Source organism: Sinorhizobium meliloti, from assembly GCF_017876815.1.
In the GTDB taxonomy this organism is placed as follows: domain Bacteria; phylum Pseudomonadota; class Alphaproteobacteria; order Rhizobiales; family Rhizobiaceae; genus Sinorhizobium; species Sinorhizobium meliloti.
Genome location: NZ_JAGIOS010000001.1, coordinates 1,825,868 through 1,839,767, shown reverse-complemented (window position 1 = coordinate 1,839,767; position 13,900 = coordinate 1,825,868). Strand labels below are relative to the sequence as shown.

Sequence of the window (13,900 nt, the reverse complement as noted above, 5' to 3'; positions counted from 1 at the left end):
AACGCTTCAGCACGGAGATCCGAGCCATGATTCGACAGACCCTCATTACCGCAATCGCCTTTGCGGCGCTCTCCGGAGCTGCCGCCGCCCAGAATTACGTCACGCTCGGGCGTCTCACATGCGGCTCGGAAGGCGGCACCGGGCTTATCGTCACCTCGACCAAGAACCTGATGTGCACCTTCTCGCCGGCGGATGGCTCGCCTGGAGGGGTCTATGCGGGCAAGATCACCAAGATCGGCCTGGATATCGGCTCCACCGGCAAAACCGTCATGATCTGGGACGTGCTGGCGAAAACCGGCACTCCGCTGAACGAATTTGCGCTGGCTGGCGAATATGTCGGTGTCGGCGCCGATGCGAGCTTCGCAGTCGGTGGCGGCGCCAAGGTCATTGCCGGCGGCACGAACAAGGCCTTCATGCTGCAACCGGTCAATGTCCAGGTGCAGGAAGGCCTGAATGTCGCCCTCGGCGTGGATCACCTGGTCCTGGTGCCGGCCGGCTGACCGCTTCGCGAGCGATGAAGCCGGCTCCTCTCCCCTCCTCCCGTCCGCGGCACATTGCGTGATCCGTACGGCCCACCTTGCGCGCCGCTGCAAGGCGCGGCACTGTGATGGTGATGATCGTTGCCGGACGCGGTAACGCCGGCACGACGGGATGCAGGATGAAGGAACAGCTGATCCGCGACATCGTTCAGTGGATGTCGGAAGAGGGAATTCGAGGCCTGAAGGAGCAGGACCTTCTTGCCGGCTTCTGTGACCGGTGCCACGCTGCGGGCCTGCCCATAGATCGCGCGCTCGGCATCATCGACACGCTGCACCCGGAGTTCGAAGGGCGCGCCTTCCAGTGGAACAGCGAAAGCGACGAGGTTCCCGAGGTCGTGCAATACGGCTCGACCAGCGGCGGCGAGGCTCAGGCCAACTGGCAGCGCTCCGTCTTCTTCCATATGCTAAGGGACAATGAAACCGAGCGCCGCACCCGCCTTGCCGGGGAGAAGCATATTCCCTTCACCGTGCTCGACACGCTCAAGGCAGAGGGCCACACCGACTGCGTCAGCATGATACATCACTTCACCGATCGCGGCCGCATAGGGCAGATGGACTGCCTGTACTCCTATTGGACCACAAAAAGGCAAGCCGGCTTCCGTGAGGAGGACATCGCGGCACTGAGAGTGCTGTTGCCCACCCTCGCGCTCGCCGTGAAGACAGCCTCGTGCATGCGCATCATCGGGACGCTTGCGGATGTCTATCTCGGCCGGGATGCCGGCCGCCGCGTCGTCGAGGGCAGCATCGAAAGGGGCTCGGCCGAGCGGATCGAAGCGGTCATGTGGTTCTCCGATCTGCGCAACTACACGCGCATAGCCGACAGCGTCGCGCCGGAGGATGTCATCCCCTTTCTGAACGACTATTCCGGCATGGTGATCACCGCCGTCCACGATCATGGCGGCAGCGTATTGAAGCTTATCGGCGACGGAGTGCTTGCCATCTTCAACGGCCGCAAACCGGCCGAGGCCTGCGGCGCCGCCATCGCGGCCGAGCGTCAACTGCGGGTCATGCTTTCGGAGTTGAACGCGCGGCGGCTCGATGAAGGAAAGCCGACCACCGACGTTTATCTCGGGCTGCACATCGGCGAAGTCTTCTATGGCAATATCGGCAGCCAGGACCGGCTGGATTTCACCGTCGTCGGACCAGCCGTCAACGAGGTGAGCCGCATCTCCGCCATGTGCCGCTCAGTCGAGCGGCATGTGATCATGTCCTCGGAATTCATCGCGGCCTGCCCGGTCGAGCATCGCGCGAATGCCGTTTCGCTCGGCCGGTTTGCGCTCCGCGGCATTGCCAAAGCGAAGGAACTCTTCACCTGGGATCCGGAGATCGCGGGCGGCTGAGCGGAGCCGAGATACGGTGACGATAGCCGGTTCACGGCACGAAAGCCCCTCACCCTAACCCTCTCCCCGCAGGCGGGGAGAGGGGACGCCATTGGGTGTTTCGGTTCCCATCCGGGACGGGAATGCCCAGCGGGCGCGGCATATCCCTTCTCCCCGCCTGCGGGGAGAAGGTGGCGGCAGCCGGATGAGGGGCCGGCCTCGCTCCCCTCAGTGATTGATCGCCTTGACGATCTCTTCGGTCATCTTCTTGGCGTCGCCGAGCAGCATCATCGTGCCGTCCTTGTAGAACAGCGTGTTGTCGATGCCGGCATAGCCGGAGCCGAGCGAACGTTTGACGAAGAGGCAGGTCTTGGCCTTGTCGACGTCGAGGATCGGCATGCCGTAGATCGGCGAGGACTTGTCGTCGCGGGCCGCCGGATTGGTGACGTCGTTGGCGCCTATGACATAGGCGACGTCGGCCTGGGCGAATTCCGAATTGATGTCCTCCAGTTCGAACACCTCGTCATAGGGGACGTTCGCTTCGGCGAGCAGCACGTTCATATGACCGGGCATGCGGCCGGCGACCGGGTGGATCGCGTATTTCACCTCGACGCCGTTCTCCTTGAGCTTGTCGGCAAGCTCCCGGAGCGCGTGCTGTGCCTGGGCGACCGCCATGCCGTAGCCCGGCACGATGATCACTTTCGAGGCGTTCTGCATCAGGAAGGCGGCGTCGTCGGCCGAGCCCTGTTTCACCGTCCTCTGGACTCCGTCGTCGCCGCCGGCAGCCGCCGTCTCGCCGCCGAAGCCGCCCAGGATCACCGAGATGAAGGACCGGTTCATGCCCTTGCACATGATGTAGGAGAGGATCGCACCCGACGAGCCGACGAGCGCCCCGGTTATGATGAGCGCCAGGTTGCCGAGCGTGAAGCCGATGCCGGCCGCCGCCCAGCCGGAATAGGAGTTCAGCATCGACACGACGACCGGCATGTCCGCGCCGCCGATCGGAACGATGATCAGCACGCCGAGCGCCAGCGACAGCGCGACGATCGCCCAGAAGTCGAAATGGCTTTCGCTGAGCGCCAGCCCGATGATGAAGAAGACGACGAGCGCGGCAAGCGCGAGATTGATCGCGTGGCGGTAGGGCAGAAGGATAGGCTTCCCGGACATGCGACCGTCCAGCTTCAGGAAGGCGATGATCGAGCCCGTGAAGGTGATGGCGCCGATCGCCACGCCGAGCGCCATTTCGACCAGCGCCTGCGCGGGGATCGAGCCGACCTCGCCGATGCCGAAGGAGGACGGGGCATAGAGTGCGGCGGCCGCCACCAGAACGGCTGCGAGACCGACGAGCGAGTGAAAGCCTGCCACGAGCTGCGGCATCGCCGTCATCGGGATGCGCTTTGCGATATAGGCGCCGGCACCGCCGCCGACCGCAAGACCGGCGACGATCAGGAGAAACCCGCCGATCGACGGCTGTGCCAGGAACAGCGTCGTAACGATCGCGATGCCCATGCCGACCATGCCGTAGGTATTGCCCTTGCGGCTGGTGGTCGGATGCGACAGGCCGCGCAGTGCCATGATGAAGAGCACGCCCGAGACGAGATAGAGGAAGGCAGCGAAATTAGCGTTCATCGGCCCGCCTCACTTTTCTTTTTTCTTGTACATGGCGAGCATGCGCTGGGTGACCAGGAAACCGCCGAAGATGTTCACCGAAGCAAGTACCAGTGCGACGAAGCCGAAGCCGGTGGCAAGCCCCGAGGCGGAGATCCCGACCGCGAGCAAGGCGCCGACGACGATCACCGACGAGATCGCATTGGTCACCGCCATCAGGGGCGTATGCAGCGCCGGCGTCACCGACCAGACGACGTAGTAGCCGACGAAGATGGCCAGCACGAAGATCGCGAGGCGGAAGACGAAGGGATCGATCGCGCCGCCGGTCGCGCCATGCGCCACCGCTCCGGCCGCATCGGGCACGTATTCGGCGGCGGTCTTCACCGCCTCGACCGCCCGCTCGAGATCGGTCAGTGCCTTGTCCAGAAGTTCGTTTGCCATCTTACTTCTCCCCCCTCATGGCACCACCGAAGGCCGGGTGCACGACTGCCCCGCCATGGGTCAGCGCCGTGGCCTTGACGAGTTCATCCTCCATGTTCAATGCCAGCGCCTTCGTCTCCTTCGAGACCATCGTCTCCAGGAAGGTCACGAGGTTCTTGGCGTAGAGCAGCGAGGCGGAAGCGGCGATGCGGCCCGCCACGTTCAGATGGCCGACGATCCTGACGCCCCCGACCTCCGTCACCTTGCCGGCTTCGGCCCCCTCGATATTGCCGCCGCGCTCGACCGCGAGGTCGACGACGACCGATCCGGGCTTCATGGAATCGAGCATTTCGCGGGTCACGAGCCGCGGCGCCGGACGGCCGGGGATCAGCGCCGTGGTGATGACGATGTCCTGCTTGGCAATGTGCTCGGCGACGAGCGCCGCCTGCTTGACCTGATACTCCCCGGACATTTCCTTGGCATAGCCGCCGGCGGTCTCGGCCGCCTTGAACTCCTCGTCCTCGACGGCGATGAACTTGGCGCCGAGAGAGGCTACCTGCTCCTTTGCGGCGGGGCGAACGTCCGTCGCCGAGACGACCGCGCCCAGGCGGCGGGCGGTAGCGATCGCCTGCAGGCCGGCAACGCCCGCGCCCATGACGAAGATCTTGGCCGCCGGCACGGTGCCGGCAGCGGTCATCATCATCGGCAGCGCGCGGTCATATTCGTAGGCGGCGTCGATCACCGCCTGATAACCGGCAAGGTTTGCCTGGCTGGAAAGCACGTCCATGGATTGGGCGCGGGTGATGCGCGGCATCAGCTCCATGGCGAAGGTTGTGAGGCCCGCGCCGGCCATGGCCGATATCGCTTCCTCGTTACCGTAAGGGTCCATGATGGCGATGACGACAGCGCCGGACCGGTAGCCGGAAATCTCCTGCGCACTCGGCCGACGGACCTTGAGGATCACGTCGGCGGTTTTCGCATCCGCCGCCGTACCGACACGCGCACCGGCCTTCTCGTATTCCTGATCGGGTATGCGTGAACCGAGGCCGGCACCCGCTTCGACAACCACGTCGAAGCCAAGCGACTTCAGTTTTTTCACGCTTTCGACGGAACCGGCAACACGTCCCTCGTTCGGATCCGATTCCTTGGCGATAAAGACGATCTCGCTCACAAATCCCCCTCCCCGGTCCGCCCCGGCTGGCCGGGTTGCGGACGTTGTCCTCCAGGCGACAGCATTGCACGCCGCCTCTTCACTCACACGGTCCCCGAATCGAGCCGATTTCGGGAGAGAACCATGCGGCACCTCAATGCGCTACAGCGACCTTAGTGCACCCTGGGCGCATCGTCGTAGCGACAGAACTCCTCCTGCGGGGCGGAAACATCCGCCGCCGAGACGATACTCCCACGTGGTGCGGGAAAACTCGATCGGCCCGCGACAAAGATGGGGACCCCCTCCCCATCTTCGGCGGGACGGATCAGCGACGCCGGTCAGCGAAGAAAGAAGTAACCGGCAACGTTGATGAGAATGAAAAGAACGAGCGAGCTGAAAAAGCCCATCGTCGTGAAGAAAGCAGCAGCCATCGCAATCAGCAGCGCGACGCAAAACAGAGTGCCGTATTTCGTGGCGCTGATGAAGAAATCATATGTCTTCTCATGCTCGGAATAGTCCATCGGAGCGCCCGTTTCGACCGGTCCCGAATGATGCTCTGCCATCGTCCAATTCTCCAAAATTCTGCGGCACCGCCGATGGCGGCCCTGTCTTATCCACCCATGACCGCTTGCCCGCGGGGCGCAATCGGTTCCTTTGGCTCCGCATACACAATGCGCCGCCCCTTCGCAACGAAAACCGCCCCGCGAGCCCTGCGGCATAATCGTTAGTGCGGCCGGCGCAGGGGCGACATTGCGCCGAAAGGCGTCAGGCGGTCCGCTCCGCAACCGGTTCCGGCATGCCATGCCCGCACAGGACGGCCACGGCAGAGGCGGGCATTGGGGCAGCGAAGACAAAGCCCTGGATCAGATCGGCGCAATTGTGCTCGTTTATGAGCTGCAGCTGTTCGGCCGTCTCGACCCCCTCGACGACCGCCTTGAGCTCCAGGGCGCGGGCAAGATTGACCGTGCCGAGCAGGAGTTTGAAGCGCCGGGAATTCACATGGATGTCGCGCACGAAGGACCGGTCGACCTTGATGATGCTGACCGGAAGCGCATCGAGGTAGCTGAGGCTCGAATAACCGGTTCCGAAATCGTCTATCGCGATCGCCATGCCGCGCTCGCGCAGCTCCCGAAGCACGGCCTGGACCTTGACGGGCTCGTCCATCAGGCAGCTTTCGGTGACTTCGAGATGCAAGCGGGCGGGGTTGAGGCCGCTCTCTGCAAGTGCTTCCGCCACGATCGCGACGATCTCGTCCCCGTGAAGGTCGAGAACGGAGAGATTGACCGAAACCGCCACCTCGGCCGGCCAAGTCAGACAATCGCGGCAGGCATGCCGCACAACGAAGCGCGTTATGTCCGTGACAAGCCCCATCTCTTCGGCAAGCTGGATGAAAATGTCGGGCGGGACTGGGCCGCGCTCCGGATGAGTCCAGCGCGCCAGCGCTTCGCAGCTTACGACACGCGATCCATCCGGCGTGAACATCGGCTGGTAGGCAAGGCTGAGATCGCCTCTCCCAATCGCTTCGCGCAGGTCGCTCTTGAGCTTCTGGCGGTCGAGGTAGCGCCCTTCCATCTCGGCCTCGAAGGCGGTGCAGCCGCCGTTGTTTCGGGCCTTGGCCTCGGATAGCGCCAGATCGGCCTTGATCTGTAGTTCCTCTAACCGGAATTCGCTCTTCCTCACAATGACGAATCCGGCATTCATCGCCATGTTGAAGGTGAAACCGTCGGCCATATAGGTGCCGTGCAGCTTCGCATGGACGGCGCGAATCCGTTCCTCCAGACCGGAACGGCCCACCCTGTTATGAAAGAACACGACGAACTCGTCGCCCATCAGCCGGGCGGCGATCGCCTCACTGCCTGCGAGACCCTTGAGACGATCGGCGATGGCCTGAAGAAGCTTGTCGCCGGCGACGTGGCCTCTCGTGTCATTGACGTGCTTGAATTCGGCGATGTCTACGAGCAGGAGGCCGATGTCGCGATCATGCGCCGTGCCGGCCGCAACCGCATTGTGGGTGAGCTCGGCGAAATAGTCCCGGCTCGGCAGACCGGTGAGCGTGTCGAAGCGCACCATCTGCAGAACCTGCCTTTCTGCCTGAACGCGCGCCGTCACGTCTTCGAATATAAGAACGATTTCGCCGTTCTCGCGGCGGTTCGCCGAGAATTCGAGAAGAAGCTCCTCCGATATGGTGACGAGCGCGCGCGAACGCTTTCCCTCGATCAGCAGGTCCAGCTGCCGCGCTATGCTGTCGCTTCTTTCCGGGTCGAGCGCCAGCGCATCGCTCCCGCGCTCGAGGACATCACCGAGCAGCCAACCTTTGAGTTGCGCCTTGTCGCCTAGGTGCAGAAGTTCGCAGGCACGCTCGTTCGCCACCACGATGCGATGCCGGTCGTCCAGCATGAAAAGACCGTGAGTCATGTTGTTGAGTGCCGCGTCGAACTGCCCCGCGATCGTCTTCGTTTCCAGTGCCGCAAGGACGTTCTCGTCCCGGGCTGCGAGGATTTTTTCGAAAAGATAGCCGCGCACATTATTCGCCATCATCCAGGTCGTCAGGATGAAGGGCACGATCAGAACCGCGAGGACGGCCATGAAGGGATCGCCCAGCGACAGGGCGCCGATCATCATCGGCAGGCAGGCCGAAGACGACAGAAGCAGTACCGCCCGCTCGGAACCGTAGTTGCGGCCCACCAGTGAGATCATCGAGGCAAGCGTCACCGACACGCATGCAACCTGGGAAAACACGTCCCGGGTGACCGCTATCGCATATCCGCAGGCGATGCCGCAGGTCAGCGTAACGGCGACGCCGCCGACGATGTAGCGGTTCTCCCACATTCTGATGGCCGCGTAGTCCGCCCCGGACAGATCCAGCTGGTCGAAGCGCATCATGTCGAGATTGCGCACGATCCACAGGACGACGATCGCGACGGTGCAGCCGAGATAGAGCGTGTCGGAGGTCTTCAGAAAGACAAGCAGAAAGGTCACGACATGCGATAGCATGCCGATCACCAACGTCCCTCGATTCTGGTAGAGCGAGCTTACGAACGACAGATAGATGTCTGCCGGAAGAGCGCCCCGTTCATTGCGGGTCATGAACCTAAGCTCCGGTTTGCCGGATTGTTAGGGTCGAGGACTTAACGAAAGATTGCCCCGGCAGATATTGGCCCCTGTCGGTATCAGCGTTTCGGATATGTGTCCCCGTGCTATGCGCGACGTTACAGTCGCCGACTGGCGACGGTGTCCGAGCTCCCCCCAGTTGACTTTTTGAGGGTTCTGGCGGCAAGGCTTTAGCGGATAATAACCGGAGTCTGACGATGTCGAAACCTGTCGTTGCCATCCCCTGCGATTTCCGCGAATTCGACGGCAATGTCTGGCATGTTGCCGCCCACCAATATGTCCGCGCGGCGGTCGAGGGCGCCGGGCTGATGGTGTTTCTCGTTCCCGCTCTGGAGGCCGGGAACGATGTGGACGAGATTCTCGACCGCGTCGACGGCGTGCTCGCCAGCGGCGCCCGCTCCAACGTCCACCCTTCGCTCTATGGCAGGGAGGCGAGCGAAGCGGACGGGCCTTTCGACCCGGGCCGCGATGCGACCAGCCTGCCGCTGATCCGCCGCGCACTCGACCGCGGCGTCCCCCTGTTCGCGATCTGCCGCGGCATACAGGAGCTCAATGTCGCGCTTGGCGGCACGCTTGCGAGCGAGATCCAGGAGCAGCCCGGCATCTGGGACCATCGCAAGCCGGAGGTTCCGGATCTCGATGTCGCCTATGGCATTCGCCAGGATGTGGTCGTGAAGGAAGGAAGCTGTCTGGCCCCGGTCCTCGGCACCGGCCGCGTAAGGGTCAATTCGCTGCATCGCCAGGCGATTGGTGCCGCCGCTCCGCGCCTTGCGGTCGAAGCCGTGGCCGACGACGGGACCATCGAGGCGGTCTCGGTCATCGGCGCCAAGGCCTTCGCCGTCGGCGTGCAGTGGCATCCCGAATACTGGGTCCGGACCGACGCCCCGTCGGCCGCGCTCTTCAAGGCCTTCGGCGATGCCGCGCGCGCCTATTGTGAGAGCAAGGCCAGTTAGTTTTGGATCGCTCTACGCCGGAACGGCGTCTCGGCCACCGGTGTCAAAGCTTCACCGGTCGAGAACCATGCCTTCAGGTTGTCGACGACGAGATCGGACATGGCGTTGCGGGTGACGACAGAGGCCGACGCCACATGCGGCAGCAGAGAGACGTTCGGAAACGAAAGCAGCGCCTCGGGAACATTGGGCTCGTTCTCGAAGACGTCGAGGCCGGCGCCGGCAATGGTGCCGTTCTGAAGTGCGGTGACAAGCGCCGCCTCGTCCACCGTCGAGCCGCGACCCACATTGATCAGCACGCCCTTCGGGCCGAGCGCCGAAAGAACATCGGCATTGACCGCTTTCAGCGTGCTCGCTGTTCCGGGCACGATGACAATGAGCGTGTCGACGGCCTCGGCCATACCCACGAGGGTCGGATGATAGGTGAAGCCGAGGCCTTCGCGCGGCGTGCGCGTGTGGTAGGCGATCGAGACGCCGAAGGCTTCGAGCCGCCGTGCGATCGCGAGGCCGATCCGGCCGAGGCCGAACAGCCCGACCGTACGGCCGCGGAGCGAAAGCGGGGATAGCGGGAAGGCCCCCTCGCGCACCCAGCGGCCTTGGCGCAGCCATTGCTCGGCCTGCGGCAGGAGGCGCAGCGTGTTGAGGAGGAGGCCGATGGCCGTGTCGGCGACTTCCTCGGTCAGGACATCAGGCGTATTGGTGACGACAATCCCTCGGGCTGCTGCACGCGAGACATCGACGCCGTCGTAGCCGACGCCGAAATTCGCAACGATCTCGAGGCTGGGGAATGCATCCATCAGCGGCACCGGCAGCTTGCCCGAAACGGCAATGCCGGAAACGTCGCGCATGTCGGCTGTCACGAGGGCCGCATCGGCGCGCTCGATGCGCACGGTCTCGAACATTTCCGGCAATCGTTCGAGGACCCTCGGGTTGATCTTCCCGGGCACGAGAATTCTAGGACGACTCATCGGGTTTCCTTTCCGGACATGGCGGGAATGCGGACGAACACTCACGCATCCTGTTCAGACTCGGAGGGATCGATCAAGCCGTTACGCGCAGCGGGCCGGTCGACTGGCGGATGCGCATTTCCGGCTTGATCAGATGGATGCCGTCGGGTTCATGGCTGCCGGAAAGCTTGTCCAGGAGCGCGCGCGCCGCACTGCGCCCCACCTCCGCCTGGCCGTTCCAGACGGTCGTCAGCGCCGGCGTCGCGATCGACGCTTCCTCGAGATCGTCGTAGCCGGTGACGGAGATGTCGACGCCCGGCACGAGGCCTGCGCGTGCAATGCCGTTCATCATGCCGATGGCGACGAGATCGTTCCAGCAGACGACCGCGGTGGGCTTCTGCGGCAGCGAAAGGAGATGCACCGCGGCCTCGAAACCGCCCTGCTTGGAGCGCGGCCCCGGGATGCGCAGGTCCGGGTCGACCTCGATATTCGCCTTGCGCAGCGCGTTGACGTAGCCCTGGTAGCGGTCGCGGCCGGTCGAGGTCTGGTCCGTTCCCCCGACCATCGCGATGCAGCGATGGCCGAGCCCGATGAGATGATTGGTCGCCAGCGAAATGCCATAGGCGTCGTCGCCGCGGAAGATGGGGACGTCGAGCCCCTCGATCGAGCGGGCGATCAGGATCGCCGGCATGCCGTTGTCCTCGGCAAGCTGAATGTCCTGCGGCGGCGTGCCGATAGCGGGCGACATGATCACGCCGTCGCCACCGAGCTGCAGCAGCGTCTCGATGAAATCGCGCTGCTTCTCGACGGAATCGTAGTGGTTGGACAGAATGAAGGTCTGCTTGTCGCGATCGAGCTCAGCCTCGATCGCCTTGAGGATCTCACCGTAGAACGGGTTCATGATGTCGTGCACGACGACACCGATGATGCCCGAGCGCGACGTCCTGAGACTTGCGGCACGGCGGTTGTAGATGTAGCCGAGTGCGCGCGCCTGTTCCTTGATCTTGTCGCGTGTGACCGCCGCCACCAGCGGGCTGTCGCGCAATGCCAGGGATACCGTCGCCGTCGAAAGGCCGAGTGTTTCCGCGATTGTAGAAAGCTTGACCTTTTGCGCCACCATATCCCCCGTTGCAGTCGCTGCCGTCAGCCAGTTTAAATTCCTTTAAACTGTTTAAATTATCGCTGCAATCGGGAAGTTCAAGCCGCCCGGTTCTCAAACCCCGGCTCAATCCGCAGCTCTGGCGGCCTGCAGATTGCTGTCGACGGCGCGCAGGAGCTTCATGAGGGTGCGCACCTGCTTGTCGGTCAGACCGCGTGTTGCGAGCTTCTCGGAATGCTGGCCCGCTTCCGCGATGATCTGCAGACGATCACGGCCGAGCTCTGTCAGATAGACCTTGGTCAGCCGGGCATCGTCCCTGTCCGGCCGGCGTTCGAGGAAGCCCTGCGCTTCCATGCGGCCGATCGTGCGCGTCATCGTCGGTGCCTTAACCCCGAGCTTGCCCGCCAGCGCGCCGGCCGTGAGCCCGTCGGTTTCGGCAAGGGCGAGCATGACGCCGTCCTGCCCGGCATAAAGGCCGCTTGCGACGAGATTGCGAGAGAGCACCGTGCGCATCGAGCGGGCCGCCTGGACGAGAACCGAAGCAAGATCGTGATCGTTCGCCTCGGCGACGATCTCGTCCTTCTTCTTGCCGTTCTTGCCCTTCCTTTCGGCTTTGCTCTTCTTGCCCATTGGACCTCCCGCCGAATCCCCTACACTACACTTATAGCAATAAGGCTTGAGTTTACGAACTGTATGACTCAAATAACGATTTTACGACAAACCACGCCGAGGGCCGAGTAGAAATGTCGTTGCCGAAGCCCCGATGGACCGACAATTCCGCCGCACTCGAACCCGTCGAGCGGCGGGACTGGATCGCGGTGCTCCCGCTCGGCGCACATGAACAGCACGGGCCGCATCTCCCCTTCGAAACGGATCGGCTGATCGCGGCGGGCATCGTCGAGCGCGTCATCGCCGCACTCCCCCAAGCACTGCCCGTGACCTTCCTGCCTGTCGAACCGGTCGGCTATTCGATCGAACACATGGATGTTTCCGGCACTCGCACGCTCGCCTATGACGAGGCGATCGAACGTTGGCTCGGCATCGCCGAGAGTCTCGCCGGACTCGGCGTCCGCAAGTTCGTGATGCTGAACGCACATGGCGGCAATTCGCCCCTGATGACCATCGTAGCGACGGAGGCGCGGATACGCTTCAGGATGCTGGCCGTGGCGACGAGCTGGACACGCTTCGGACAGCCGGATGGCTGGATCAGCGCCAAGGACAAGGCGGTCGACATCCATGGCGGCGATATCGAGACCTCGGTCATGCTGGCGCTCCATCCGGACAAGGTGGATATGGCGAAGGCCCGCGCCTTCCCTTCGCGCCAGGGCGAATTCGCGCTTTCCTTCAAGCATCTGCGCGCTTACGGCCCGCACGCTTTCGGCTGGAAGATGTCGGATCTGAACCCGGACGGCGTCGCCGGCAATGCCGCCGCCGCCACCGCCGAGCGCGGCGAAGCGCTGCTTGCGCATGCGGCAAAAGGCATCATCGAGCTGCTCGAGGATGTGAACGCCTTCGATGCCGGCGAGCTCGACTGATTTTTTCTCCCCCGTCGATCGCGACACAGGTCTGTATTTGCGCATCGCCACCTCATCTCTTATATGAGAACCCAACCATCGATGCCCGCGGCGCATCGCCAACCCTCGAGGTTCCCATGACCGAAACATCCGCGCAGAAGCCGATCCCCGTCACCGTGCTCACGGGCTATCTCGGCTCCGGCAAGACGACGCTTCTGAACCGCATCCTCAGCGAGAATCATGGCCGCAAATATGCGGTCATCGTCAACGAGTTCGGCGAGATCGGCATCGATAACGACCTGATCGTCGAGTCCGACGAGGAAATCTACGAGATGAACAACGGCTGCGTCTGCTGCACCGTTCGAGGCGACCTGATCCGTGTCGTCGAAGGACTGATGCGCCGTCCCGGACGCTTCGACGCGATCATCGTCGAGACCACCGGCCTTGCCGACCCGGTGCCGGTCGCGCAGACCTTCTTCATGGATGACGACGTTCGCGCCAAGACCGAACTGGACGCCGTCGTGGCGCTCGTCGACGCCAAGCACCTGCCGCTGCGTCTGAAGGACAGCCGCGAGGCCGAGGACCAGATCGCCTTCGCCGACGTGGTGCTCCTCAACAAGACCGACCTCGTGACGCCGGAGGAACTCGAGCGCGTCGAGGCGACCGTGCGCGTCATCAATCCGTCCGCCCGTATCTATCGCACGCAGCGCTCCGAGATCGACCTCGGAAAGGTGCTCGACCAGGGGGCCTTCAATCTCGACAGGGCGCTCGAAAACGATCCCCACTTCCTCGATCAGGAGGATCACGACCACGTTTGCGGTCCCGATTGCGACCACGATCACCACCATCATGATCACCACCATCATGATCATGATCATGATCACGACCACGACCACCATCACCATCACCATCACGACGGTCCCTCGCCGATCCATGACGTGACGGTGCAGTCGATTTCGCTGCGCGGGGGCGAAATGAATCCGGATCGTTTCTTCCCCTGGATCCAGAAGATCACCCAGACCGACGGTCCGAACATCCTGCGCCTCAAGGGCATCATCGCCTTTGCCGGCGATGCGGAGCGTTATGTCGTCCAGGGCGTTCACATGATCATCGAAGGCGATCACCAGCGCCCGTGGAAAGACGGCGAGAAGCGCGAAAGCAGGCTCGTCTTCATCGGCCGCGATCTCGACCGCGAGAAGATCGAGCGCACCTTCAAGGCGTGCGAAGTCCAGGCATGATCCCG

The 13,900-nt window shown here is 63.3% G+C and carries 13 protein-coding genes; 5 read left to right on the top strand and 8 right to left on the bottom strand.

Features of this window, described 5'->3' with window-relative positions; translation table 11 throughout:
• Positions 1-26: 26 nt before the first annotated feature.
• Positions 27-500 carry a DUF992 domain-containing protein gene (locus JOH52_RS08605; RefSeq protein ID WP_013844855.1) on the top strand — a complete coding sequence of 158 codons (474 nt, stop codon included), beginning with the start codon at positions 27-29 and terminating at the stop codon, positions 498-500.
• Between the two features lie 107 nt (positions 501-607).
• The gene (locus tag JOH52_RS08600) at positions 608-1,879 is read left to right on the top strand and encodes an adenylate/guanylate cyclase domain-containing protein (protein ID WP_010970248.1); all 1,272 of its coding nucleotides are present in this window, start codon (positions 608-610) and stop codon (positions 1,877-1,879) included.
• Positions 1,880-2,086: 207 nt separating this feature from the next.
• Here the strand turns inward: JOH52_RS08600 and JOH52_RS08595 are convergent, their stop codons facing one another.
• From JOH52_RS08595 to JOH52_RS08575, 5 genes are all read right to left on the bottom strand, one after another.
• Complete coding sequence (locus JOH52_RS08595; RefSeq protein ID WP_003528935.1) at positions 2,087-3,487, bottom strand: NAD(P)(+) transhydrogenase (Re/Si-specific) subunit beta; 1,401 nt, start codon at positions 3,485-3,487, stop codon at positions 2,087-2,089.
• Positions 3,488-3,496: 9 nt separating this feature from the next.
• The gene (locus JOH52_RS08590; protein WP_003528932.1) at positions 3,497-3,907 is read right to left on the bottom strand and encodes an NAD(P) transhydrogenase subunit alpha part 2; all 411 of its coding nucleotides are present in this window, start codon (positions 3,905-3,907) and stop codon (positions 3,497-3,499) included.
• Between the two features lies 1 nt (position 3,908).
• Complete coding sequence (locus JOH52_RS08585) at positions 3,909-5,057, bottom strand: Re/Si-specific NAD(P)(+) transhydrogenase subunit alpha (RefSeq protein WP_010970249.1); 1,149 nt, start codon at positions 5,055-5,057, stop codon at positions 3,909-3,911.
• A 317-nt stretch (positions 5,058-5,374) separates the two neighbouring features.
• Positions 5,375-5,599: an aa3-type cytochrome c oxidase subunit IV gene (locus JOH52_RS08580; protein WP_003528928.1), complete on the bottom strand. Its 225-nt coding sequence runs from the start codon at positions 5,597-5,599 to the stop codon at positions 5,375-5,377.
• 202 nt (positions 5,600-5,801) lie between these two features.
• Positions 5,802-8,123 carry a putative bifunctional diguanylate cyclase/phosphodiesterase gene (locus JOH52_RS08575; RefSeq protein ID WP_010970250.1) on the bottom strand — a complete coding sequence of 774 codons (2,322 nt, stop codon included), beginning with the start codon at positions 8,121-8,123 and terminating at the stop codon, positions 5,802-5,804.
• A 221-nt stretch (positions 8,124-8,344) separates the two neighbouring features.
• On the opposite strand from JOH52_RS08575, the gene JOH52_RS08570 reads away from it, so the two are divergent.
• On the top strand, positions 8,345-9,100 hold the full coding sequence (locus JOH52_RS08570; RefSeq protein WP_010970251.1) for a gamma-glutamyl-gamma-aminobutyrate hydrolase family protein: 756 nt from the start codon (positions 8,345-8,347) through the stop codon (positions 9,098-9,100).
• On the opposite strand, the gene JOH52_RS08565 is transcribed toward JOH52_RS08570, so the two are convergent.
• The 3 genes from JOH52_RS08565 to JOH52_RS08555 all read right to left on the bottom strand — a co-directional run bounded on the left by JOH52_RS08565 (position 9,097) and on the right by JOH52_RS08555 (position 11,773).
• Complete coding sequence (locus JOH52_RS08565) at positions 9,097-10,065, bottom strand: 2-hydroxyacid dehydrogenase (protein ID WP_010970252.1); 969 nt, start codon at positions 10,063-10,065, stop codon at positions 9,097-9,099. The two genes, JOH52_RS08570 and JOH52_RS08565, sit on opposite strands and share 4 nt — an antisense overlap.
• Positions 10,066-10,138: 73 nt before the next feature.
• Positions 10,139-11,161: a LacI family DNA-binding transcriptional regulator gene (locus JOH52_RS08560; RefSeq protein ID WP_003528919.1), complete on the bottom strand. Its 1,023-nt coding sequence runs from the start codon at positions 11,159-11,161 to the stop codon at positions 10,139-10,141.
• Between the two features lie 108 nt (positions 11,162-11,269).
• Positions 11,270-11,773, bottom strand: coding sequence for a MarR family winged helix-turn-helix transcriptional regulator (locus JOH52_RS08555; protein WP_003528917.1), 504 nt, complete (start codon positions 11,771-11,773; stop codon positions 11,270-11,272).
• Between the two features lie 113 nt (positions 11,774-11,886).
• Between JOH52_RS08555 and JOH52_RS08550 the strand changes: the two genes are divergently transcribed.
• Complete coding sequence (locus JOH52_RS08550; protein ID WP_010970254.1) at positions 11,887-12,678, top strand: creatininase family protein; 792 nt, start codon at positions 11,887-11,889, stop codon at positions 12,676-12,678.
• 116 nt (positions 12,679-12,794) lie between these two features.
• The gene (locus JOH52_RS08545; protein WP_003528913.1) at positions 12,795-13,895 is read left to right on the top strand and encodes a CobW family GTP-binding protein; all 1,101 of its coding nucleotides are present in this window, start codon (positions 12,795-12,797) and stop codon (positions 13,893-13,895) included.
• The last annotated feature ends 5 nt before the right edge of the window (positions 13,896-13,900 follow it).

Bases quoted from the DNA above. Each gene is read 5' to 3' on its own strand.
- JOH52_RS08605 (WP_013844855.1), top strand. From the start codon at position 27: ATGATTCGACAGACCCTCATTACCGCAATCGCCTTTGCGGCGCTCTCC.
- JOH52_RS08600 (WP_010970248.1), top strand. From the start codon at position 608: ATGGTGATGATCGTTGCCGGACGCGGTAACGCCGGCACGACGGGATGC.
- JOH52_RS08595 (WP_003528935.1), bottom strand. From the start codon at position 3,487: ATGAACGCTAATTTCGCTGCCTTCCTCTATCTCGTCTCGGGCGTGCTC.
- JOH52_RS08590 (WP_003528932.1), bottom strand. From the start codon at position 3,907: ATGGCAAACGAACTTCTGGACAAGGCACTGACCGATCTCGAGCGGGCG.
- JOH52_RS08580 (WP_003528928.1), bottom strand. From the start codon at position 5,599: ATGGCAGAGCATCATTCGGGACCGGTCGAAACGGGCGCTCCGATGGAC.
- JOH52_RS08575 (WP_010970250.1), bottom strand. From the start codon at position 8,123: ATGACCCGCAATGAACGGGGCGCTCTTCCGGCAGACATCTATCTGTCG.
- JOH52_RS08570 (WP_010970251.1), top strand. From the start codon at position 8,345: ATGTCGAAACCTGTCGTTGCCATCCCCTGCGATTTCCGCGAATTCGAC.
- JOH52_RS08565 (WP_010970252.1), bottom strand. From the start codon at position 10,065: ATGAGTCGTCCTAGAATTCTCGTGCCCGGGAAGATCAACCCGAGGGTC.
- JOH52_RS08555 (WP_003528917.1), bottom strand. From the start codon at position 11,773: ATGGGCAAGAAGAGCAAAGCCGAAAGGAAGGGCAAGAACGGCAAGAAG.
- JOH52_RS08550 (WP_010970254.1), top strand. From the start codon at position 11,887: ATGTCGTTGCCGAAGCCCCGATGGACCGACAATTCCGCCGCACTCGAA.
- JOH52_RS08545 (WP_003528913.1), top strand. From the start codon at position 12,795: ATGACCGAAACATCCGCGCAGAAGCCGATCCCCGTCACCGTGCTCACG.